A 21,555-nucleotide genomic window follows, 5' to 3' on the forward strand; every position below is an offset into this window, starting at 1 on the left:
CCCCGCCAAGGAACTGCACACGGATCTGGGCAGGGAACTGGGCAAGAGCGGTTTCACGGTTAGGTGCGCTAGGCTGGTTCATTGGATACAGGCCCCTGAGAAAGTGAGTCCACCCATGAACGATGCACCGGTGAAGGAGCAGCGCGTCACCAAACAACGCGTGGCCATCAACGCTGCCTTGGACACGCTGGACGACTTTGTCAGCACGCAGGTGTTGCACCGTTTGCTGCACGAGCAGGACATCCGGGTTTCCCTCGCCACCACGTACCGCATCCTGGCCTCCATGGCTGATGAGGGTGTGGTGGACACGCTGCGCAATGGTGAGGGCGAAACCCTCTACCGGCGCTGCTCCGCCACAAGCCACCACCACCACCTGCTGTGCCGCAACTGTGGCAAAACAGTGGAGGTTGAAGCCCCTGCCGTTGAAAGCTGGGCAGCCTCCATCGCCAAGGCCAACGGTTTCACCCAGGTTCAGCACACTGTGGAAATCTACGGCCTCTGCCCGGAGTGCTCGGCAGCCCAACAAAAGGGCGCCTAACTGGCTCGGCTCATGGGCGGCACCAGATCACCCATGGGTTCGCGCACCCACCATTCTCCGCTGTTTCGCCATTCCCGCCACGAGGTGTACCTATAGGCGAACACGCGGGCCCGCACCTGTTCCGGGGGCCTGCCGCCGAACGGGTCATGGCGCAGCAGCTTGAGCGTGGCACGGTCTGCCACCAGCAGCTTGTTCAGGAACGGAATGAACCAGTGCATGCCGGGCTGTCCCAGCGCCAGGAACCACATGAGCCAATCCAGCCGCAAGTGGTACGGCGCAAACTGCCGCGGCATGCGCGCTGGATCCCCGGGTTTGCCGCGAAATCCGTACTCGAGCCAGCGGTGCCCGTCCCAACCCTCCACCACCACCTCGTACCGTTCGCGGGTGATGCTGCCAAACGCCCCGTACGCGTTGGCCAGCCGCCAGCGGTTGAAGCTGGCGTTCATGGCCTGCTCCCGCGAGATGAGGTTCTTCAGCGGCCACCAGCTCAGCACCAGCATCAGCAGTCCCATAGCCAGTACGACGGCGGCAAACCAGGCCGGGGTGTCCAGCGCCGCGTGGGTGTCCGCTGACACCGGGACGCCGGGGAGCAGTCCGGCCAGCACTGAATCACCCACAGCCGAGAACGCAATCACCAGAGTGAGCGCGTTGAGCCAGGCAAAGTTGCCGGAGAAAACCAGCCACAACTGTGTTGCAATCACCACCACCGCGGCCCACGTTGCCACCGGTTGAGGGGCAAAGAGCAGGAACGGTATGAAAAGCTGGGCCACGTGGTTGCCCAGCACCTCCACCTTATGCAGGGGTTTGGGCAGGTGATGGAACCACCAGCTCAGCGGATTGGGCATGGGCTGGGTTTCGTGGTGGTAGTACAGGGCTGTGAGATCGCGCCACACCCTGTCACCGCGCATCTTGATCATGCCGGCGCCAAACTCCAGCCGGAACAGCAGCCAGCGGAACAACCACAAGGTGATGACCGGCGTCGTGGTTTGATCCGAGCCTAGAAACGCGGCCAGAAAACCAGCCTCAAGCAGCAGTATTTCCCAGCCAAAGCCATAGAAGACCTGGCCCACGTTCACCATGGACATGTACAGCAGCCACAGGGCCAGGAACACCAGCATGGGCAGCCACGCGGGACCTTGCTGGGGCAGGCCCAGCACCACTGTGGCGGCCAGGGCAGCCCCCGACCAAGCCACCGTGCGTAGGAGCGCGTCAGAGTACCGCCAACGAAACAAGGTGGGCCCGGGCGTCCTGGCTGCGCGGGCTAGGTAGCGAGGCACCGGCAGCAGCCCTCGCTCCCCCAACAGGGCGGGGAACTGCAGGGCGCCGGAGACAAACGCAATCACATACACGGCAGCAATCCCGCGCTGGAGTACAAAGCGTGCCACGTCGTGGTCGGCGGTGCCCCACCAGGCTGCATTCAACCAGTCTGTGTTCAACCAGGCTGCATTCAACCAGTCTGTGTTCAACCAGTCCATGGTTAAACGCTAAGCCCATAGCCCTGCGCGTGGTTAGCGGCAAATGATACGCCGAACCACCCGGCAGAAAAGTTATGCGTCAGACTCAGCTCGAGTCCTGCGCATAGTTACTTATGCGCGGAACCCAGCGCCAGTCCTGCGTATAAGTTCACAAAGTGGGGCTAGACGGCCAGGGCGTTTGGCCGTGCGGACCAACCCCGCCGCCGGCGCCACGCTCCGGCAATCCGGCACAGCAGATAAATCACAAAGGAAAGCGTTGTCACGTAGGGGCTGATGGGGATGCTGCCACCCAGCGCCAGCATGATGCCGCCCACCGTGGCGGTCATGGCAAAGCCCACGCTGAGCAGCACCACCATGCGCGGCGCCGCCGTGACCTGCAGGGCTGCAGCGGCGGGTGTGATGAGCAGGGCCAGCACCAACAACGCGCCCACCACCTGGATGGACAGTGCCACGGCGATGCCCAGCAGGAACATGAACGCCAGCGAGAGCGTCCGCACGGGAACACCGCGGGCTGTGGCAATGTCCGGATCGGCGCTGGCGAACGTCAGGGGGCGCCAAATGCTGGCCAGTCCCACCACAACCACCAGGGCGGTTCCCGCCAGCACGGAAAGCTGGGTGGAATCCACCGAGACAATCTGCCCGGTCAGCAGGCCAAACTTATTGGCGGACCGGCCCTCATAGAGAGAGAGAAACAAGATGCCCAAACCCAGGCCAAAGGGCATGATGACACCAATGACGGAGTTTTTCTCCCGCGCCCGCACCCCCATGACACCCAGCAGCAGGGCCGCAAACACGGAGCCAACCAGCGACCCAAAGATCACATCGGCACCAATCAGCAAGGCAAAGGCGGCCCCGGCAAAGGACAGTTCGGCAATGCCGTGGACGGCAAACGCAAGATCGCGCATCATGACGAAAGTGCCAATGAGCCCGCCCACCACACCCAGAATGGCCCCGGCCAGCAAGGTGTCGCGGAACAGCGGCAGCAGTTCGGCATAGTTGGAGAAGTTAAAGACTGCGGCGGTGAAATCTGCCCAGCTCATCGAATCTCCTGACCGTGTGTGGAGTCGTGGCTGTGGCTTTGTTCGTCCTCTGGCAGGTGTCCGTCAAGGACAGAATCCGGCCTGCCAACAACAACCAGCCGGCCGTCAATGTGCAGCACCTCAACGCGCGTGCCGTAAAGCTTCGACAGAACCTCGGTGGTCATGACTTCCGCGGGGGTGCCCAGCGTGAAGCGTCCCCCGGCCAGGTACAGGACACGGTCCACGTGTTCCAGGATTGGGTTGATCTCGTGTGTGACGAAGACGACGGCGGTCCCGTGCTGTTTGGCTTGCTGGCCCACCAGGGCGCTGACAGCTTTTTGGTGGTTCAAGTCAAGGGACAGCAGCGGTTCATCGCAAAGCAGGACCTGGGGATTGGCGGCCAGGGCCTGGGCTACACGCAGTCTTTGCTGCTCACCGCCGGAGAGCATTCCCACCGGAATCTTGCCATAGCTGGTGGCACCCACCTGGGCCAACAGTTCATCCACGCGCTGGTGATAGGACTTGCCGCGCAGGCGGAATCCCCACTTGTCACCATCAACGCCCAGCCCCACCACGTCGCGGGCCCGCAGGGGCGTGTCAGGGGCAAAGTTCTTTTGCTGGGGAATGTAGCCAATGCCACGGTTGCCGCGTTTGGCTGGGGCGCCGTTGATGGTGAGCTGCCCGGAACTGAGCGGGGAAAGGCCCAGAAGAATCTTGAGGAAGCTGGTTTTGCCGCTGCCATTGGCACCCAGGACAGCCAGAAACTCTCCTGGCGCTACCTGGAGATTCAGGTCTTTCCAGAGGGTGCGCTGGCCATATTTTAAGGTGGCGGCGCTGAGGCTGACGATTGCCGGAGCTGATGGGCTCACTTGGCCGCGCCGGATGCTAGTGCTTGTTCCAAGGAAGAAACATTACCAACCATCCAGTCCAAGTAGCTGGTTTCTGCCGGAAGTGTCTCAGAAAAATCAACTACAGGCAGTCCGGCGGTCTGGGCGTCCGCCTTGAGCTGCTCTGTTTGCGGGCTCTGGGTTTGTTCGTTGTAGGCCAGGAAGGCCAGGGTTCCGCCGGTCAGCAGGGTCTTCATCTCCGTCACGGTCGACGCAGCGGCGTCAGTACCATTTTCAACGGCTTCGCTAAATTTTTCGGGCGTTTCATTGACCAGGCCGGCCTGCTCAAGCAGGTACAGGGGCACCGGTTCCGTGATGGCAACGGGCGTGCCGTCATGGGTCTTCTTCAGCTGCGCCAGCCTAGCGTCCAAGTCCTGCAATTTTGCCTTGTAGTCGGCGGCCCGGGCGGTGAAGGTCGAGGCCTGCTCGGGCAAGGCGGCGCCGAAGCGGGCGGCCATCTCATCCACCACCTTGGACATGACTGGCAGGGAGTACCAGAGATGCTCGTTGAAGCCAGGGCCCATGTCCAGGCCGGACAGCTCGCTCACGTTGATGATCTGCCCGGTCTCCAGCTGCCCCTTGGCCAGCTGGTCGAAGAAATCGTCATAGCCGCCGCCGTTTTCAATGCCAATCTGGGCTTTGGACACTGCCAGCTTGTCTTGGGCGTTGGCCTCATAGCCGTGCGGATCGGCACCGGCCTTGCTGATGATGGAGTGTACGGTGACCTGCTCTCCACCAACGGCTTGTGCAATATCTGCATAGACATTGGTGGAGGCAACCACCGACACTGTGCCTTCCGGGACCTGGCTCGGCTCTCCCCCGCCACCGCAGGCAGCCAACGTGAGAGTGGCGCCCAGGGTTGCACCCATGAACAGAAGTGAGCGGCGGCGAAAAGACATGCTGGTCCTTTGAGAGTGCTAATGAGAACAATTACCAATAAGTCCAGCATAGCCCATATTAGGAATCGTTCGCATCAAGCCGTGCGACTAGCTCCTTCTGCGCTCCTGGATGTGCGTTTGAGTGGCGTCGCGGATCTCGCCCACCAGCTGCTCAATCACATCCTCGAGGAACAAAACACCCATGGTTTGGCCACTCGCATCGATGACTCGTGCCATGTGTGAGCCCGTGCGCTGCATTGTGGAGAGCACGTCCTCGATTTCCTCAGTGGCGGCCAAGTTCACCATGGAGCGCACGCGCCCCTCGCCAATGGGCTTTTGGTAGCGTTCCAGCGGAATACGCAGAACGTCCTTGAGGTGCAGATAGCCCAGCAGCGTTCCTGTTCCGTCGGCCACCACAAACCGGGAGAACCCCGTCTTGCCCACCGCGTGTTCAAAGTCCACGGGAGTGGCGTCGGCGGGCAGGGTGATAAGTTGCCCCAGGGGAACCATGATTCCCTGCGCCGTTTGCGAGGAGAATTCCAGGGCGCCCGTAATGAGGCCTGTTTGGTCATTCACCAAGCCACTGCGGGTGGATTCGGCAACAATGGACTGCACCTGTTCCAAGGTGAAGCTGGAGACGACCTCGTCCGCCGGTTCAATGCCAAAGAGGCGCACCATGTGGTTGGCGGCCCAGTTGAGCGCCACAATGAGCGGGCGCACCACCTTGCTGACCAGCACCAGCGGCGGGGCCAGCAACAAGGCAGCCTTGTCAGCGGCTGACACGCTCATGTTCTTGGGCACCATTTCGCCAAAGGTCACATGCAGGAAGGTCACCAGGGCCAAGGTCACCACAAAGGCGAGCGGAGACGCCACATTGTCCTGGACACCCAGCGCGTGCAGGGGTTCCGCCAAAAGGTGGTGGATGGCAGGTTCGGAAACATTCAAGATCAACAAGGAACATACCGTGATGCCCAGCTGCGCGCAGGCAAGCATGAGAGACACGTTTTCCATGGCACCAAGAGTGATCTTGGCGCGCTTGGAGCCCGCGTCGGCCAAGGGTTCTATCTGGCTGCGGCGGGCAGTCATGATGGCAAACTCGGCGGCAACAAAGAAGGCGTTGCCGGCAAGCAGCACCACCAACCAGGCAATTCCGGCCCAGGGGCTCATCGGGAATCACCGGCTGCAGTGGTGGCGTCTGTTGCCGCACCATCGGGCGAAGGCGCCGGGATGAAGCGGATCCGGTCTATCCGGCGTCGTTCAAGTCTGTCCACAACCAACAATCCGCCTTCAACGGCCACCGTGTCCCCCACTACTGCAATGCGGCCAAGCTCGGCCATCATGAATCCGCCCACTGTCTCATAGCCGGCCTCATCGGGAACGTTGAGCGGGCCAATGCGTTCGCTGACCTCGTCAGGGCGCATCAGGCCCGGGAAGAACCAGGTGCCATCCGCTGCCAGCAAAAGGCCGGGTTTGACCCTGTCGTGCTCATCGGAAACCTCGCCAACAATCTCCTCGACCAGGTCTTCCAAGGTGGTGACCCCGGCCGTGCCGCCGTATTCGTCCTGGACAACTGCCATCTGCAGATTGCCTTCTCGCAGTTCCAGGATCAAGGCGTCCAGATGTACCGTCTCGGGCACAAACAGCACATCAGTCATGATGGCGCCAACCTCAATCGAGGGACGCTTGTGAAAGGGGACGGCCACGGCCTTCTTCAGGTGGACAACACCCAAGATATGGTCCGGCGACTCACCAATGACGGGAAAACGGGAGAAACCGGTGCGCCGGGCAAGGTCAACCACTGCCGCCACCGACTGGGTGCTTTCCACAGTTTCCACCTGCATGCGCGGCGTCATGACATCGGCGGCAGTGCGCTTGGAGAAGCTCAGGGTACGCGCCACAAACGTGGCGGTGCCTAGATCCAGTGTGCCCATGGCTGCCGAACGGCGCACCAGGGAGGCAAGTTCCGCCGGCGAACGGGCGCCGGAAATCTCTTCCTTGGCCTCCATGCCGAAGAGGTTCAACACCTTGTTGGAGAAGCCGTTCAACACCACAATGGCTGGCTTGAAAATGGCCGTGAACACCAACTGGGGGCGGGCCACTACCTTGCCAATTTCAAAGGACTTGGCGATTGCCATGTTCTTGGGCACCAGCTCGCCAATCAGCATCGACAAGAGGGTGGCGATCAGCATGGCCAGGGCCAGCGCAATGCCTGACGCGGCAGCTTCCGGCACTCCCACAGCACCCAAGGGCCCGGTCAACAACGCACCGAGCGAGGGTTCCATCAAGAAACCCGTCAGCAGGGTGGTCAAGGTGATGCCGAGCTGGCAACTGGAGAGTTGGGTGGAGAGCGATTTCAAGCAGCGCAACAAGGGTTGGGCGGCTTTATCGCCATTGTCCACTGCCCGCTGGACCGAAGACTGGTCAAGGGCAACGAGGGAAAATTCAACGGCTACGAAGAAGCCGGTACCTAAGATCAGCAGTAATCCTGCTGCCAGGAGAATCCATTCCATTTAGCGAATCCCCCGTTCCAAGGCATCAAGCGCAAAAGCTGCGCTGAGGCGGGGGTTGCTCGCCGGCGGAGGGTGGTCGGCGCCGGGGCCGGCCGCTGTTGCTCCGCCGGAGTCTGTGGCTCCGCAGGAGAATGTGGCTCCGCAAGGGGCTGTCGAGGAAGAGGAACTGTGGTCACGTGTGAGGGATTTGCCGGCATTGCCAAGCGGCTTGCGTGAGCGTAATGAAGCGCCCATCAAGCCGTTGCGCCGGCCCCTAGATTTACTTTCCATAGGCTCTTCAGTGTACATGAGCGCTCCCGGACAGCCCTGTGGGTTGTACCTACAGGCAGCCGTCTACTGACTGGGCAAAATGGTGTGCCCGGCCAGGCCGTGATAGTTGCGTTGGTGGTACACCAACGGCGCGCCCGGGCTGGCGGGGGCAATAACTTCGAGCACTTGCGCAGCCAGCAACAAGGAGTTGCCGGCCTGGGTGCGGGTCAGGATTTTTGCTCTCAAAGCGTAACCGCCATGACGCAGCAGGGGTTCACCGGTTTCCAGGGCAGTCCAGTCCATGGTGTTGGTGAACCGCTCGGTGACGGGGCTGGCGAATATCTTGGCCAAGTGCAGATCGTCAGCGCTCAGCAGGTGAACCATGACAGAATCCGCCACGGCGATGGCGGCCGCGGATCCGGTTTGTGCGGCCAGCGAGAAGGCAAAAATGGCCGGTTCAGCCGACACCGATGCCACCGACGAGGCTGTGATGCCAACGGGTCCCGTGCCGGAGTCGGCGGTAATAATGGCAACGCCCGCGGGGTGTCCGCCAAAAGCATTCTTAAAGTCGCTCGTCATATTACGGGCCGGAACCGTTTCCGGACGCACAGTCATTGTCAAGGAATTCCTCTCGCAACGGTTCGGCCACCCCGGCCAACCACCATTGACTCTAAAACCTCAACCTTAGTTGAGGTCAAGTCAGGCCGCCATGATCCCACTCACATGCACCATCGTGTTGTGAGGGGCCTGCTGTGAGTGGACGACGGCGTGTGGCCGCCTGGCTGCCCGGTGGCCGGACCGTTTAGCCATCGAAAGCGCGGGCACCGGGACCTTCTCCGCCCACTTGGTCTCCCGGGTTGACGAAGCTGCATTCAGCCAAGGACAAGCAACCGCACCCAATGCAGCCTCCTAGGCTGCCCCGCAGCTTCTCGAGAGCCAGTATGCGGGCGTCCAGTTCGTGCTGCCAAGCTGCGGAGAGCCGCTGCCAGTCGGTTCTAGTGGGAACACCGTTGCGCGGCAGTTCAGCAAAGGCCTGGCCGATCAACGCCAGTGGAATCCCTGCCCGCTGGGCAGCCCTGATGACTGCCACCCGGCGCAGCACCGAGCGTTGGTAGCGGCGCTGGTTGCCCGCGGTGCGGGTGCAAAAGATCAGCCCTTGCCGCTCATAGAAATGCAGGGCCGAGACGTTGACTCCGGCTCGTTGGGCGACCTGGCCAACGCTTAGCTCTTCGTCGGCACCGAGGGGGTGGCCGGCGTCGTCCGTCAGTGGGCCAACGGGCACAGAAGCGACCGGATCAGCTGGCCAGGACATGCAAGATGCCGGCCTCAGCCTCCACCAGGATGGCCGTAATGCCCGCGGCAACATCAATGACCACTGCCCGTTCGTCAGTATCAAGCGGCTCCAAGGAAGCCAGCTGGGACGCGAGCAGCGACGGCGGCATGAAGTGGCCCGACCGCCCTTCCAAACGCGCGCTGAGAACCTCGATCGAACCGTCCAAATGCAGGAAAATCGTCCCCGGCGCCTTGGCCCTGATGACGTCGCGGTATCTGCGCTTAAGGGCCGAACACGCAATCACCATGCCCTTGGCGGAGGCGCTGGCCAATTCATCACCAACAATCCCCAGCCACGGCCACCTGTCCTCATCTGTCAGCGGGGTACCCTCGGCCATCTTGTGAATGTTGGCCAGGGGGTGCAGGGAATCACCATCGAGGAAGGGGATATTCATGGCGTCGGCCACCAAGGCCCCAATGGTGCTCTTGCCGGAGCCGGACACACCCATAACCACCACTTGCGGGGCAGCGGCGTTCAACGGGGTAGATTCGGACGCGGAATCGAATGTAGTCATAGTTTCCTGTATATCAAACATGTGTGCGGATAGTCCCAAAAGCTCTGTCGTAGCGGGCAACGACGGGAATTGTGAAGGGCGGGCCGGATACCGCATTTATCGGTTCCCGGAGGCGTTTCACCCATCAAGGGCATTGCCTAAAAGGTGACTTGTGGCTGGCCTTGCAGGCTGGCGATGCACGCCTCAAGCTGGCAACCATCCTTGAGTCATCGGCCAGGGCTGACCCAGCATGGTCAATAATGCCACCACATCTTCACCTGCCGGTCGGTTTGACGCCTTGTGAGGCTCAGGCGCCGGCGGCCCGTTGATACGTGAATAGGGTGGGTTGGGCAGCTTATGCGCCAGCCTGGGAGTTGGGCCACTTTGGGCATGCGCGCTACTGATACCGGGCATGGCGCCAGTGTCACAGCTGCGCCGCACTGGCTCCTGGCGCGACGCATAGCCAAAGCCGTCGTGCCCGGAAAATAGCTTTGGCGGCCGGGGCACCTGACTAGCGGCCCTTTGCCCCGGATGCCCGGGCCGCGAGAATGTCCCGCAAGGTCCCGTCCCCCACTTCAAGCAGGGATTCCTCGATCATGCGGACGTAGCCTTCGGATGATTTCATGTGTTCACGCATGGCCAGTTCCGCCCCCTCAACATCACCGGCGCGGATCGCCGCGGCGATCCTGCGGTGCTGCTGCTGCTCGTCGCCCACCAAATCGTTGACTTCACGGTAGCGGCGCACCTCCACCATCACGGTTGTCAGCTCATGCCGCAAGGCATCGCTGAACCATTCCAGTGCGCCGTTTCCGGTGGACCGTGCGATCGCAAGGTGGAAGGCAATGTCAAGGACCGGGTAGTTTGCCGTATCAAGAAGCGCCGCGTCCATTTGCAGCAGCAGATCCTCCAGAATCCTGCAGTCCTCAACCGTGGCGCGTTCGGCCGCCAACCGTGCCGCCTGAACCTCCAGCGGCACCCGCACATCCATCATGTCCGTCAGGGGGCGCGTGTTGTTGTGGAGTACACGTGAGAGGAAAAGCTTGATCAAATGCCCGTCAAGTTCCTTGACCACGGCATTGCGCCCGTTGTGGACCTCAACCAGCCCCACTGCCTCCAGGGCACTGAGGGCTTCGCGAACCACTGGTCGGCTCGTGGCAAATTGCTCGCACAGGGCCGCCGTGGACGGCAGGGCACTGCCCGGCTGCAAGTCATTGTCCACAATGTGCGCAATCATGGCGTCGAAAATCTGCAGGCTGAGCTTGGTGCGAGTCAATGGCGTATGCACGCATCCCCCTAGGATTTTCTCACCGTGGCAACGGCGCTGATTGAGTGTGGACTGCTTCCACTACCCAATCATAGCCACGCAAATCCAACCTGTCACATAGGTTGACAGGCAGATAGGTGTCGTATAGTTTGTGACACATGCCACTTATCATCTCCACCGAAACCCAGACCGCAGCAGTGCTCACCGCACCCGGCGAGCTGCACCTGAAGATCCACCCCCGCCCCGTCCCCGAGCCCGGCGAAGTCCTGGTGAAAATCCACACCGTGGGCATTTGTGGATCCGACACCGCCTACTTTCAGGGCACGGCAGCGTACACCATCAAGGCGCCCTTCATCATGGGTCACGAGGCAAGCGGCACCATTGCCGAATTGGGCGACGGCGTCGCCGGGCTCCCGCTGGGAACAGCCGTGGCAGTGGTCCCGAGCCTGGCCTGCGGAGCATGCGAGCAATGCCGCAGCGGCTTCGACAACCTGTGCCCGCACACCCGATACCTTGGCTCGGCAGCAGTCACCCCGCACCGCGACGGCGCCCTGCAGGAATACCTCGCTGTTCCGGCCACACATGTGCTGCCCCTCCCTGATGGAGTCAGCCTGGAGGAGGGGGCGCTGCTTGAACCCCTGGCCGTTGCCTTGCACGCAGTCAGGAAGACCCCCGTTGCGGGGGCAACAGTGCTCATTGTTGGCGGAGGGGCCATTGGGCAATTGACGGCCCTGGCGGCCAAGAGCCTGGGCGCCGCATCCGTCACTGTCACAGATGTCAGCGAGCGCCGCGCCGGCGCCGCCGTCGAACACGGTGCGGACCTTGCCCTCACCATCGAAGAAGCAGAATCCGGCATCAACGGCGGCAGCCACTACGACGTGGTCTTCGATGCCTCCGGCCACCCGGCCGGAGTGGAACTGGCGCTTCGGGCCGCCCGCCCCGGCACGGGACGGGTGGTGCTGGTGGGCAATCTTCCCGCCGGAGCCGGAATTCCCTACAAGTACATTTCCCAGGCGGAGTCGTGGGTCACCTCCACGATGCGTTTTGCCGGCGGACTGAAGCCGGCCCTTGACTTTCTGCGCGACAACAAAACGGACATCTCCTGGCTGGTGGAACAGCGCGTTCCCTTCCACCGGATCCGGGAGGTGTTTGAGCCGCCCACCCAAGGCGGACCGCCCCTGAAAGTCCACATTCACTTCACCAAGCAAAACATTCTTTAGATCACAACGAGCAAAAGGACACAATGATGCGTCACTCCATGAAAATCAAAGGACTCGGCGTCCTCGCCGTATTAGCAATGTTGGCCACGGGTTGTTCCGCCGAGACGGGCGGCAACGACGCAGTTGCCGCTGAGGGCCTCGGCACACCGTCGCCCGAACTGGCCCAGGCCGCGAAGGACTTCAAGGGACCGTTTACCTACTGGATAGGCTTGACCTTTCCGGAATCCAGCAACGACCTCGAAGCAGCCCGCATCAAGGCCTGGGGTGACAACCTGGGCATCGAGACCGAGATCGTCAAGGTCAACCAAAACGAGGTTGTCCAACAGACGTCCGGAGCCATCGAAGCCAAGTCACTGCCCAGCGCCATGACTGTCCCCTATGACTTGATGTCAACCATGTCCACGGGCGGTCAGCTCTCACCCGTCCCGGACGCCTACACAGCTGTGGGCGACGCCCACGGCGGCTGGCTGGACTCGATAGATGCCGCCACCAAGGCCACGAGCTTTGGCGATAAGATTTATGGCGTTCCCTTCGGATTCTTCGGCAATGTGCTCTTCAGCCGCGCCGACGTGCTCAAGGAAAAGGGCTTTGACGCCCCGCCCAAGACCTGGGACGAGCTGCTCTCCCAGTCAAAGGCCGCCCAGGACCCGCCCAAGACCTTCGGCATGGGTTTTGCCCTCTCCAATGTCCTTGACGGAAACCTGACCACCTCCATGATGCAGTCCTTCGGCGGCCGCGTCGCCGATGACGCCGGCAAGCAGTGCACCATCAACAGCCCCGAGACGGCAAACTTCCTGGGCTGGATCAAGGGCGCCTTCGACGACGGGCAGTTCCCGCCGTCGTCCGTCACCTGGGATGGCGCAGGGGACAACAACTCCTTCACCTCCGGGGAATCGCTGTTCATTGTCAACACCGGCAGCGTCTACCAGTCGATGAAGAAGGACGATCCCGACCTCGCCGAGTCCAGCGCCTATTCAGCCCTTCCCGCCGGGCCCAAGGGCCAGGTTGCCCCGGTTGATCCGCGCTACCGGGTAGTTCCCACCAGCACCTCCGACGCCGGCAAGACCCTCGCCCAAGACCTGTTCACGACCCTGGCCGATGACACCTACATGGCCGGATTCATGGAAAATGCCACCTACGGTCCCGTGCTGAAATCGCAGCTGGAATACCCCGTTTTCACCGACAGTCCTGTCCACGCTGGCTTGCTCGAACAGGCAGAAAAGGGCACCGCACCGGCATTCCCGGACACCGCCAACGCCTCCTACTCCGACTACCAGAACGCCTTCTCCACCCCGAGGATGGTCCAGCGGGTAGTGGTGGATAAGATCTCCATCGACAAAGCCATGGCCGAAGCGCAGGCTTCCTGCCAGACAATTTACAACCAGCATGCAAGCTAAGACAAAACAAGCAGCGGCCGCTGCCGGAGCACACGCTCCGGCAGGGCCTGCGGGCGCGTCACGACGGAGCAAGGGCCGGCGGCCGTCAGCTATTGGCAAGGAAGCCCGGCTGGGTTTGCTGCTGGTCCTGCCTGCAGTAGCCGTCATCGTCATCCTCATCGGATACCCCACCATTTCTTCGATCTGGTACAGCTTCACCGACCGAATGGTTGGCTCCCCCGGCACTTTCATCGGGCTGGCCAACTACACCCGGCTCGTCACCGACTCCGGATTCCTCTCAGCAGCGGCAAACCTTGTCCTCATTGTTGGCGTGTCACTGATTCTCAAGCTGGTCTTGGGCACAGTGGTGGCAGTGATCCTGAACCGGCCCATGCCGGGGCGCAATCTGTGGCGCCTGCTGGTCATGCTGCCGTGGGCGATGCCCGGATTCGTCGCCTTCATGGGCCTGCGCCTGATGTTTGAATCACCGTACGGTGCCATCAACGTGGCCCTGGAAACCTTTACCAGCCCCATCCCGTTCCTCAGCGACCCCGAATGGGCACGTGTTTCAGTGGTACTGGCAACGGTATGGCGCGGCTTCCCGTTCTGGGCCATCTCCATCCTGGCCGCCCTGCAAACCATTCCCAAGGAACTGTATGAAGCAGCCCGCATGGATGGCGCCTCAGCCTGGCAGCAGTTCGTCCACATCACGGTCCCGCAAATTCGCTCCACAGTTGCCGTGGTGGCGGTCATCTCCGCCATCTGGACTGCCAACGGCTTTGAAAACATTTGGCTCATGACCCAGGGCGGACCGTCCACCACCACCATGACCTTCCCGGTCCTGTCATTCCTGAGCCTGCAGAGCCGCCAACTGGGACAAGCCGCAGCCTACGCCGTGGTGATACTCCCGGTCATGGCGTTGTTCATCATGTTGCTCAGCCGCAGAAAGAAGGAGATCTGATGCAAAAGCAGGGCCGACTGACAACCATTCTTGGCATGGCGTTTCTTGCCCTCCTGGTGGTGCCGCCTGTCTACTACATGATCATCGTCTCGCTGAAGCCGCGCTCGGCGATCTACCGGACGCCGTCGTGGCTGCCCGATCGCACGAGCCTAGACAACTACGTCAAGGTGCTGGTCAACGACAAGTTCCTGGTGAACATTGGCAACAGCCTCATCGTTGCCCTGGCCACCACTTTGCTGGCCATGATTCTCGGTGTGCTGGCTGCCTATGCCATTGCCCGGTTCAAGTTTCCGGGCCGAAATGCGGCCAGCCAGCTGATCTTGATGAGCTACCTGACCCCCATGGTTCTGCTGTTCATCCCGCTCAGCGTGGTGGTGGGCAACTTGGGTCTGGCCGACACCTTGTCCGGTTTGGTGCTGGTTTACCTGACGTTTGCCGTTCCACTGTGCACGTGGCTGATTCTGGGCCACTTCAGGGACTTCCCGCAGGACCTGGAGGAAGCCGCGTCGCTGGACGGGGCATCCAAAATGCGCACACTTGTCAGCATCCTGCTGCCTGTCTCCGCACCGGCCCTGGCCACGGCAGCATCGTTGGCCTTCATGATGGCGTGGGGCGAGCTCTTCCTGGCGCTGACATTTGTCAAAGGCCAGGGCGTCATGACGGCCCCGGTTGCACTGCAGCATATGAGCACCGGCGACGTCCAGCAATACGGGCCCATCATGGCCGGAGCCGTACTTTCGGCCATCCCCGTGTTGGTTGTCTACTACATTTCCCAGCGCTGGGTTGTTCAGGGCGCAGCAGAGGGCGCCTTCAAGGGCTAGTTCCAGCAATCCCACGGCGAGGGGTCAGCCTTTTGGCCGGCTCCTCGCCACTCTTAACCCAAAGGAGTTTGTTTTGACCATTCGTACAGCCGAGGTGCTGGTTACCAGTCCCGGACGCAACTTTGTCACCTTGCGCATCACCACCGACGACGGTGTGGTGGGACTCGGCGATGCCACAGTGAACGGGCGCGAACTCGCCACCGTGGCCTATCTCAAGGAGCACGTTGTGCCGCTGCTCATTGGCAAGGACGAACACAACATCGAGGACATGTGGCAGTTCCTCTACCGCGGCGCGTACTGGCGCCGCGGCCCCATCACCATGGCCGCGATTGCCGCCGTCGACGTGGCGTTGTGGGACATCAAGGCCAAGATCGCCAGCCTCCCCCTCTACCAGCTCCTCGGCGGCGCGTCCCGCATCGGGGCCCTGGCTTATGGCCATGCCTCCGGCTCAGACACCGAGTCCTTGTTCACCTCCATCCGCAACCACCTGGACCAGGGATTCAAGGCCATTCGCGTCCAGACCGGCGTCCCGGGCCTGGGCCAGATCTATGGCGTCGCCGGCGACCAGCGTCCGGGGGAACGCTATGACTACGAACCGGCCAAACGCCTTCCGCTGCCGGCGGAGGAAACCTGGGACACCCGCGCGTACCTGCGCCACGTCCCCACGGTGTTCGCTGCAGTGCGTAAAGAGTTTGGGCCGGAACTAATCCTGCTCCATGACGGACACCACCGCATGACCCCCAACCAGGCGGCCTCATTGGGCAAGTCGTTGGAACCGTATGACTTGTTCTGGCTGGAGGACTGCACACCCGGCGAGAACCAGGAGGGGTTGCGCCGGGTTCGCTCCCAAACCACAACGCCGCTGGCCATTGGCGAGGTCTTCAACACCGTCCACGACTACCAGACGCTGATCACCGAACAGCTCATCGACTACGTTCGCTCGGCGGTGACCCACACCGGCGGGATCAGCGCACTGCGCAAGATCATGGACTTCGCCGCGATCTACCAGATCAAGTCAGGCTTCCACGGCCCCACCGACATTTCCCCTGTGGGCCAGGCTGCCCAGCTCCACTTGGGCATGGCCATCCACAACTTTGGCATCCAGGAGTACATGAAGCACTCCGCCGAAACCCTGGAAGTGTTCCAGACCAGCTACACCTTCACCGACGGCCTGCTGCACCCTGGCAACAACCCGGGACTCGGCGTTGACTACAACGACGAATTGGCCAACACGTTCGACTACGCACCGGCGTACTTGCCCGTCAACCGTTTGCTGGACGGAACAGTCCACGACTGGTAACAGGCAAAAAAGCAGGCCGCCTGCCACTCGGGAAACCGGATGGCAGGCGGCCTGCTTTTTCTCACGCCTGGGCGAGCCTGCACGACGGCGGTGGGCCGGCGCCGTCGTGCAGGGTTCTAGAGCCGGGTGTCGAAGGAATTGCAGAACACGTTCTCGTTGAACGTGCCCTGGAACTCGGAGAGGCCCTGGATCTTCTCCACTGTCACCCGGATGGCTTCGCGGGTGTCGGCGTGGGCGTGGATGGCGGTCTTGACCATCGGCACGTCGATCAGGTGGTTGGGCTGGTTGAGCGAGACAAACACGGTGGGCACCTCGGTGACGTACCACGGGATCTCCGCGGCCATCGGGGTGGACCACTTGATCCGAATGGCCGCTTCCTGGGCAAATCCCTTCACATTGGCGAACACGAAGGCGGCGTCGTACTTCTCCGGGTAATCCGCAGTGCCCTCCTCGGAGATGACTGACATGAAGTTCACGCCCTCCTCCCCGGCCGCCTTGCGCTGGTCGGCGGTCTTGAAGATGTGAACTTCAAAACCCACCCGCTCCAGTTCCTCGGCCACCACATCCAGGTAGCCCAGCGGGTCCGCCATGGTGAAGTCCGAACCGCCGGAAATCCCGTACAGGCGGATCTTCTTGTGCGTCTCCGGGGTCAGCGGCAGGTTGCTTTGAGTGTCCTTGACCAAGGTGACTGTCTTGTCGGCGATCTCGGCGGCTATGGCCCGGTGCTCGGCGGAACCGATCACGGACAGCGCCTCCACCGGCGGGACCAGGGATCCACGGTCCTTGACATGCAACCCCAGGGACGCCTTCAGGGCCAGGATGCGGCGCAGCGCGTCCGTCAGCCGTTCCTCGGTGATGACGCCGTTGCGGTAGCCATCGAGCATGAAGCCAAAGTCTTCTTCCGGGTTGCGGAAGAACAAGAACATGTCGCAACCTGCGGCGATGGCCGCAGGCACCTGATCGCGGCGCTTCATGGCCTGCGTCATGCCGATCATCTGGGAGGCGTCGGTGAGGATCAGGCCGTTGAAGCCCAGCTCGCCGCGCAGCAGGCCACCGAGCAATTCCGGGGCCAGCGTGGCGGGCAGGATGTCCGCGTCGGCCAGGCCGGGCAGGAAGCGCCGGGAGAGTTCCGGCGCACCAATGTGACCGATCATGATCGACTGCACGCCGTGCCCGATCATCTCGCGGTACACGTGCCCGTACGTTTTGTTCCACTCCTCATAGCCGAGGGTGTTGTAGGAGGTGACCACATGCTGGTCGCGCTCGTCGATGCCGTCGCCCGGGAAGTGCTTCATGGCGCACGCGGTGGCTGACTCGCTGATGCCGTCGAAGTACTCCTTGGCCCGCTCAACCACCACCTCGGGCGTGTTGCCGAAGGAGCGGGTTGAGATAACTGTGTTGCGCCAGTTGTAGTGGATGTCCACGATCGGCGCGAACGCCCAGTTGCAGCCCAAGGCGGCCGTTTCAACACCGGCCACCTGGCCCATCTGGCGGGCAATGGTCTTGTCCGGGTGCGAGCCTGCCTGCAGGTGGGTGGACACGAAGGTGCCGTCATCGCAGCTGCCGGCTCCGCCCATTTCCGGGTTGGAGGCGATCAGCAGCGGGATTTTCGACTTCGACTGTGCGTGGCGGATATGTTCCTGCACAGCACCGGAGGGCCCCGGCCGGTAGCGCATGCCGCCCACGTGGAAGTTCTCCAGCACCTCATCGAGGTATTCGGGGGCGTAACTGTTGTTGTGGTTGATGAACAGCTGGCCGATCTTTTCCTCGAGCGTCATCGACCCAATCGTCGACTCCACCCATGCCACGCCGGCGTCGTCCAAATTGAACGGGGCGCTGCGCATATCCACTGCGTAGGTCATTGCTTCTCCTGACGTCGTGCTTTGAATTCTGAGTCTTTAGGTAGTTTGTTGCAGACGTACGACGGCGTCACTCACCAAGGCCGGGACCGGTGCCGAAATGTCAATCACCACGGCACGCTCGTCTGCTTCCAGCGGTTCCAGCGTAGCCAGCTGCGATTCCAGCAGCGCCGCCGGCATGAAATGGCCCGAACGGCCCTCAAGGCGGGAACCCAGCACCTCCCGAGTGCCGTCCAGATGCAGAAACACCGCCCCGGGCGCCTGACTCCTGATCGTGTCCCGGTAGCTGCGCCTCAGTGCAGAGCAGGCCACCACCAGTCCGTTGGCGGAGCCAGCCAGCTCCGCACCGACGATCTCCAACCAGGGTGCGCGGTCGCCGTCGTTCAGGGGTGTGCCGGCAGCCATCTTGGCGATGTTCTCCACCGGGTGCAGGGAGTCCCCGTCCATGAACGGCAGGCCGAGCTCGTGCGCCACCAGGGCGCCGATCGTCGTCTTGCCGCAGCCGGAGACTCCCATCACCACAATGTGCTGCGGTGCTGCTGTTGTTGAGGCGTCGGTCACCAGTCGTGGACCGTTCCGTCAACCAGGCGGTTGTACGGCAAGTAGGCCTGCTGGTACGGGAACGCCGCAGCGGCTTCCTCGTTGAATTCGACGCCGATGCCGGGGGCGTCGCCGGGGTGCAGGTAGCCGTCCTTGAAGGTCATGGACTGCGAGAAGACTTCGTTGGTCGCATCCGAGTGCTGCATGTACTCCTGGATGCCGTAGTTGTGGATGGCCAGGCCCACGTGCAGCTGGGCGGCGAAACCGATCGGGGAAATGTCGGTGGGACCGTGGAAGCCGGACTTGATCTGGTACTGGGCGGCGAAGTCCATGACCTTCTTCAACGGCGAGATACCGCCGAAGTGGGTGGAGGCGGCGCGCACGTAGTCAATGAGCTGTTCCTTGATGATGGTCTGGTAGTCGTAAACCGTGTTGAAGATTTCACCAATGGCCAGCGGGGTGGTGGTGTGCTGGCGCACCAGGCGCAGTGCCTCCTGGTTTTCCGCCGGGGTGCAGTCCTCCAACCAGTACAGGTCATACGGTTCCAGGGACTTGCCCAGCTTGGCTGCCTGGATGGGGGTCATGCGGTGGTGTCCGTCATGCAGCAGCGGGATTTCCGGGCCAAACTCGTTGCGGACCGCTTCAAAGACTGTGGGCAGGTGGCGCAGGTAGGCGCGGGTGTCCCAGTCCTCTTCCTGCGGGTGGGCGCCGCGGCCGGCGGGCTCGTAGTCGTAGCGTTCACCGGAAGCCTGCGCCTGAGCCGCAACGCCGTACACGGCCTTGATGCCGGGGATGGCTGTCTGGATGCGGATGGACTTGTAGCCCAGTTCCAGGTGCTCATGCACGGAGTCGAAGAGCTGGGGAATGTCGGCACCGGAGGCGTGGCCGTAGGCACGCAGGCCGTTGCGTGAAGCACCGCCGAGCAGCTGGTAGACCGGCATGCCGGCAAGCTTGCCCTTGATGTCCCACAGTGCCATGTCCACGGCGGCAATCGCGGCCATGGTGACCGGGCCGCGGCGCCAGTAGGAGCTGCGGTACAGGAACTGCCAGGTGTCCTCAATCCGGTGCGGGTCCTTGCCAATCAGCAGCTGGGCAACGTGCTCCTTCAGATATGCTGCAACGGCCAGTTCGCGGCCGTTGAGGGTGGCATCACCAATGCCCACAACACCCTCATCGGTGGTGACCTTCAAGGTGACAAAGTTGCGGCTGGGGCTGGTGACAAATACTTCTGCGGAGATGATTTTCACGAAAGGAGTCCTTCCAAAATGGATTGATAAGGGCGAATTGCGGGTGTTGCAGGAGGAGAATTTCTTTGTCGCTACGAGTTTTCGTCGGTATCCCGCTGATCAAGGGCGGCTGCGAGCTGAAATGTCGGCGACGATTTCCTTGTGCTTGGCATCCGTCAGGGGGTAGATAACCATGACGAGCAGCGCCAGGAGCGCGAATACCATCGGCAGCAGGCCGGCACCGGCGCGGATGCCCAGGATTGCCTGCTCTGTTTGCTGGGCGGCACCGGCGGTGTAACCACCCCAGGCGAGAGCGAAGGCGGCTAGCGCGCCACCAACGGCCTGGCCGGTCTTGCGGGTGAAGGAGAACAACGCATACGTGATTCCTTCGGTGCGGATGCCTGTCTTCCACTCGCCGTATTCAACGGTGTCAGCTTCGAGGGCCCATACCAGCATGCTGACCAGCAGAAGGCCCACCTGCGTGATGATGACGCCGGTGAAGGCAAGCCAGACCATGGAGCTGGGTGCGAGGAACACGGTGATTCCACCGATGGCCATGAACAGTGCGCCACCCATGTAGATGTTCTTCTTGCCGGCGGCCCGCACCAGTCGCGGCAGGATGGCTGCCATGCCAAAGGTGAGGAAGATGTTGATGATGGACATCACAGCATAGAGGCCCAGATTGTGCAGAACGTCGCGGAAGTAGTAGATCTGGACAGTACCAAGAGCCAGCTGGCCGGTCAGGAACAGGAAGGAGCTGATGCACAGCAGCAACAGGGGCTTGTTGCCCTTGAGCGTGGCGATGCTCTGCTTCATCGAAACCTTGGAGACCTCTCGGACCACGCGTTCCTTGGTGGTGAAAACAGTGAACATGTACAGCCCGGTGCCCACGACGGCGAAGATGATGGTCAAGGTGGTGAACAGCGGCTGCAGGTTCTCCCCGCCCTTCATCAGCGGGGCGATGAAGATGCCCAGGAAGGAGCCGACCGCGACGGCGCCGATGGTGCGGGCGCTGGCCAACTTGGCGCGTTCACCGGAATTTTGGGTCATGGCCCCGGCGAAAGATCCGTAGGGGATGTTGACGAAGCTGTAAGCCAGGCCAAGCAGTGCGTAGCTGAGGTAGGCCCACAGCAACATGCCCGATTCCCCGATCTGGGGGATGGAGAAGGTGGCAACGCTGAGCAGCAGCAGCGGCACGGACCCGAACATGATGTAGGGGCGGAACTTGCCGAGCTTCTTGTGATAAGTCTTGTCCACCATGCGTCCGGCGAAGATGTCCGCGAAGGCGTCAAAGATTCGCACCACGAGCAGCAGGGTGCCGGCTGCGGCTGCGCTGATGCCTGCTACGTCTGTGTAGTAGAGCAACAAGAACATGGTGGCCGTGGTGAAGGCGAGGTTGTTGGCGGCGTCACCGGCGCCGTACCCCAAAACGCTGATCTTGGACAGCACGCCCGTGGCCGGCGCTTCCGCGCTCTGGCTGGATTGCTTTTGTGTCATGGTCAATGCGGGCTCCTTTACCCAAATCCTGCGCAGGTGTGCTGCGCCGGACAATTCCCATTTCGCCGGTCCCAGATGGCCCTTCGGTGGACCGCTGCGGGGCCATCCC

18 protein-coding genes and 1 pseudogene are annotated in these 21,555 nt (G+C 62.0%); 6 read left to right on the plus strand and 13 right to left on the minus strand.

Going from position 1 to position 21,555, the window contains the following annotated elements:
- Nucleotides 1-115 precede the first annotated feature (115 nt).
- Nucleotides 116-538: a Fur family transcriptional regulator gene (locus CVS28_RS06505; RefSeq protein ID WP_103464573.1), complete on the plus strand. Its 423-nt coding sequence runs from the start codon at nucleotides 116-118 to the stop codon at nucleotides 536-538.
- Here the strand turns inward: CVS28_RS06505 and CVS28_RS06510 are convergent.
- The 10 genes from CVS28_RS06510 to CVS28_RS06560 form a co-directional block, all read right to left on the minus strand.
- Nucleotides 535-2,013 carry a lipase maturation factor family protein gene (locus CVS28_RS06510; protein ID WP_103481043.1) on the minus strand — a complete coding sequence of 493 codons (1,479 nt, stop codon included), beginning with the start codon at nucleotides 2,011-2,013 and terminating at the stop codon, nucleotides 535-537. The genes CVS28_RS06505 and CVS28_RS06510 overlap by 4 nt on opposite strands.
- 161 nt (nucleotides 2,014-2,174) lie before the next feature.
- Entirely contained in the window at nucleotides 2,175-3,053 is an 879-nt protein-coding gene (locus CVS28_RS06515; RefSeq protein WP_103464575.1) for a metal ABC transporter permease, read from the minus strand.
- Complete coding sequence (locus CVS28_RS06520) at nucleotides 3,050-3,901, minus strand: metal ABC transporter ATP-binding protein (RefSeq protein WP_243399729.1); 852 nt, start codon at nucleotides 3,899-3,901, stop codon at nucleotides 3,050-3,052. The genes CVS28_RS06515 and CVS28_RS06520 overlap by 4 nt, the downstream gene beginning before the upstream one ends.
- The gene (locus CVS28_RS06525; protein ID WP_103464576.1) at nucleotides 3,898-4,818 is read right to left on the minus strand and encodes a metal ABC transporter solute-binding protein, Zn/Mn family; all 921 of its coding nucleotides are present in this window, start codon (nucleotides 4,816-4,818) and stop codon (nucleotides 3,898-3,900) included. Before CVS28_RS06525 ends, CVS28_RS06520 begins: the two co-directional genes overlap by 4 nt.
- Nucleotides 4,819-4,905: 87 nt before the next feature.
- On the minus strand, nucleotides 4,906-5,964 hold the full coding sequence (locus CVS28_RS06530; protein ID WP_103481044.1) for a hemolysin family protein: 1,059 nt from the start codon (nucleotides 5,962-5,964) through the stop codon (nucleotides 4,906-4,908).
- Nucleotides 5,961-7,307, minus strand: a complete 1,347-nt coding sequence (locus CVS28_RS06535; RefSeq protein ID WP_103464578.1) for a hemolysin family protein — start codon at nucleotides 7,305-7,307, stop codon at nucleotides 5,961-5,963. Before CVS28_RS06535 ends, CVS28_RS06530 begins: the two co-directional genes overlap by 4 nt.
- A 333-nt stretch (nucleotides 7,308-7,640) precedes the next feature.
- The gene (locus CVS28_RS06545) at nucleotides 7,641-8,171 is read right to left on the minus strand and encodes a flavin reductase family protein (RefSeq protein ID WP_243399730.1); all 531 of its coding nucleotides are present in this window, start codon (nucleotides 8,169-8,171) and stop codon (nucleotides 7,641-7,643) included.
- 187 nt (nucleotides 8,172-8,358) lie between these two features.
- Nucleotides 8,359-8,868 (minus strand): redox-sensitive transcriptional activator SoxR, encoded by a 510-nt coding sequence (gene soxR, locus CVS28_RS06550; RefSeq protein WP_103464580.1) that lies wholly within the window; start codon nucleotides 8,866-8,868, stop codon nucleotides 8,359-8,361.
- Complete coding sequence (locus CVS28_RS06555) at nucleotides 8,852-9,403, minus strand: gluconokinase (protein ID WP_103464581.1); 552 nt, start codon at nucleotides 9,401-9,403, stop codon at nucleotides 8,852-8,854. The genes soxR and CVS28_RS06555 overlap by 17 nt, the downstream gene beginning before the upstream one ends.
- Before the next feature lie 490 nt (nucleotides 9,404-9,893).
- Nucleotides 9,894-10,667 carry a FadR/GntR family transcriptional regulator gene (locus CVS28_RS06560; RefSeq protein ID WP_133159072.1) on the minus strand — a complete coding sequence of 258 codons (774 nt, stop codon included), beginning with the start codon at nucleotides 10,665-10,667 and terminating at the stop codon, nucleotides 9,894-9,896.
- Nucleotides 10,668-10,804: 137 nt separating this feature from the next.
- Here CVS28_RS06560 and CVS28_RS06565 point away from each other — a divergent pair, with 137 nt between their 5' ends.
- The 5 genes from CVS28_RS06565 (at nucleotide 10,805) to manD (CVS28_RS06585) (ending at nucleotide 16,324) form a co-directional block, all read left to right on the plus strand.
- Complete coding sequence (locus tag CVS28_RS06565; protein ID WP_103481046.1) at nucleotides 10,805-11,866, plus strand: zinc-dependent alcohol dehydrogenase; 1,062 nt, start codon at nucleotides 10,805-10,807, stop codon at nucleotides 11,864-11,866.
- Between the two features lie 38 nt (nucleotides 11,867-11,904).
- A complete protein-coding gene (locus CVS28_RS06570; RefSeq protein ID WP_165788087.1) occupies nucleotides 11,905-13,263 on the plus strand; it encodes a sugar ABC transporter substrate-binding protein in 1,359 nt (452 codons plus the stop codon).
- The gene (locus tag CVS28_RS06575) at nucleotides 13,253-14,203 is read left to right on the plus strand and encodes a carbohydrate ABC transporter permease (RefSeq protein ID WP_103481047.1); all 951 of its coding nucleotides are present in this window, start codon (nucleotides 13,253-13,255) and stop codon (nucleotides 14,201-14,203) included. The genes CVS28_RS06570 and CVS28_RS06575 overlap by 11 nt, the downstream gene beginning before the upstream one ends.
- On the plus strand, nucleotides 14,203-15,024 hold the full coding sequence (locus CVS28_RS06580; RefSeq protein ID WP_103464586.1) for a carbohydrate ABC transporter permease: 822 nt from the start codon (nucleotides 14,203-14,205) through the stop codon (nucleotides 15,022-15,024). The genes CVS28_RS06575 and CVS28_RS06580 overlap by 1 nt, the downstream gene beginning before the upstream one ends.
- Before the next feature lie 73 nt (nucleotides 15,025-15,097).
- Complete coding sequence (gene manD / locus CVS28_RS06585) at nucleotides 15,098-16,324, plus strand: D-mannonate dehydratase ManD (RefSeq protein WP_103481048.1); 1,227 nt, start codon at nucleotides 15,098-15,100, stop codon at nucleotides 16,322-16,324.
- Between the two features lie 116 nt (nucleotides 16,325-16,440).
- On the opposite strand, the pseudogene CVS28_RS06590 reads toward manD (CVS28_RS06585), so the two are convergent.
- The 3 genes and pseudogenes from CVS28_RS06590 to uidB all read right to left on the minus strand — a co-directional run bounded on the left by CVS28_RS06590 (nucleotide 16,441) and on the right by uidB (nucleotide 21,446).
- Nucleotides 16,441-18,699, minus strand: a pseudogene (locus CVS28_RS06590) (gluconokinase, GntK/IdnK-type).
- A 41-nt stretch (nucleotides 18,700-18,740) separates the two neighbouring features.
- Nucleotides 18,741-19,970 carry a D-mannonate dehydratase ManD gene (gene manD, locus CVS28_RS06595; RefSeq protein ID WP_103481049.1) on the minus strand — a complete coding sequence of 410 codons (1,230 nt, stop codon included), beginning with the start codon at nucleotides 19,968-19,970 and terminating at the stop codon, nucleotides 18,741-18,743.
- Nucleotides 19,971-20,069: 99 nt separating this feature from the next.
- Nucleotides 20,070-21,446, minus strand: coding sequence for a glucuronide transporter (gene uidB, locus CVS28_RS06600; protein WP_103481050.1), 1,377 nt, complete (start codon nucleotides 21,444-21,446; stop codon nucleotides 20,070-20,072).
- Between the last annotated feature and the right edge of the window lie 109 nt (nucleotides 21,447-21,555).

It is taken from the genome of Arthrobacter glacialis, assembly GCF_002909415.1.
GTDB classification, from domain to species: Bacteria; Actinomycetota; Actinomycetes; order Actinomycetales; family Micrococcaceae; genus Specibacter; species Specibacter glacialis.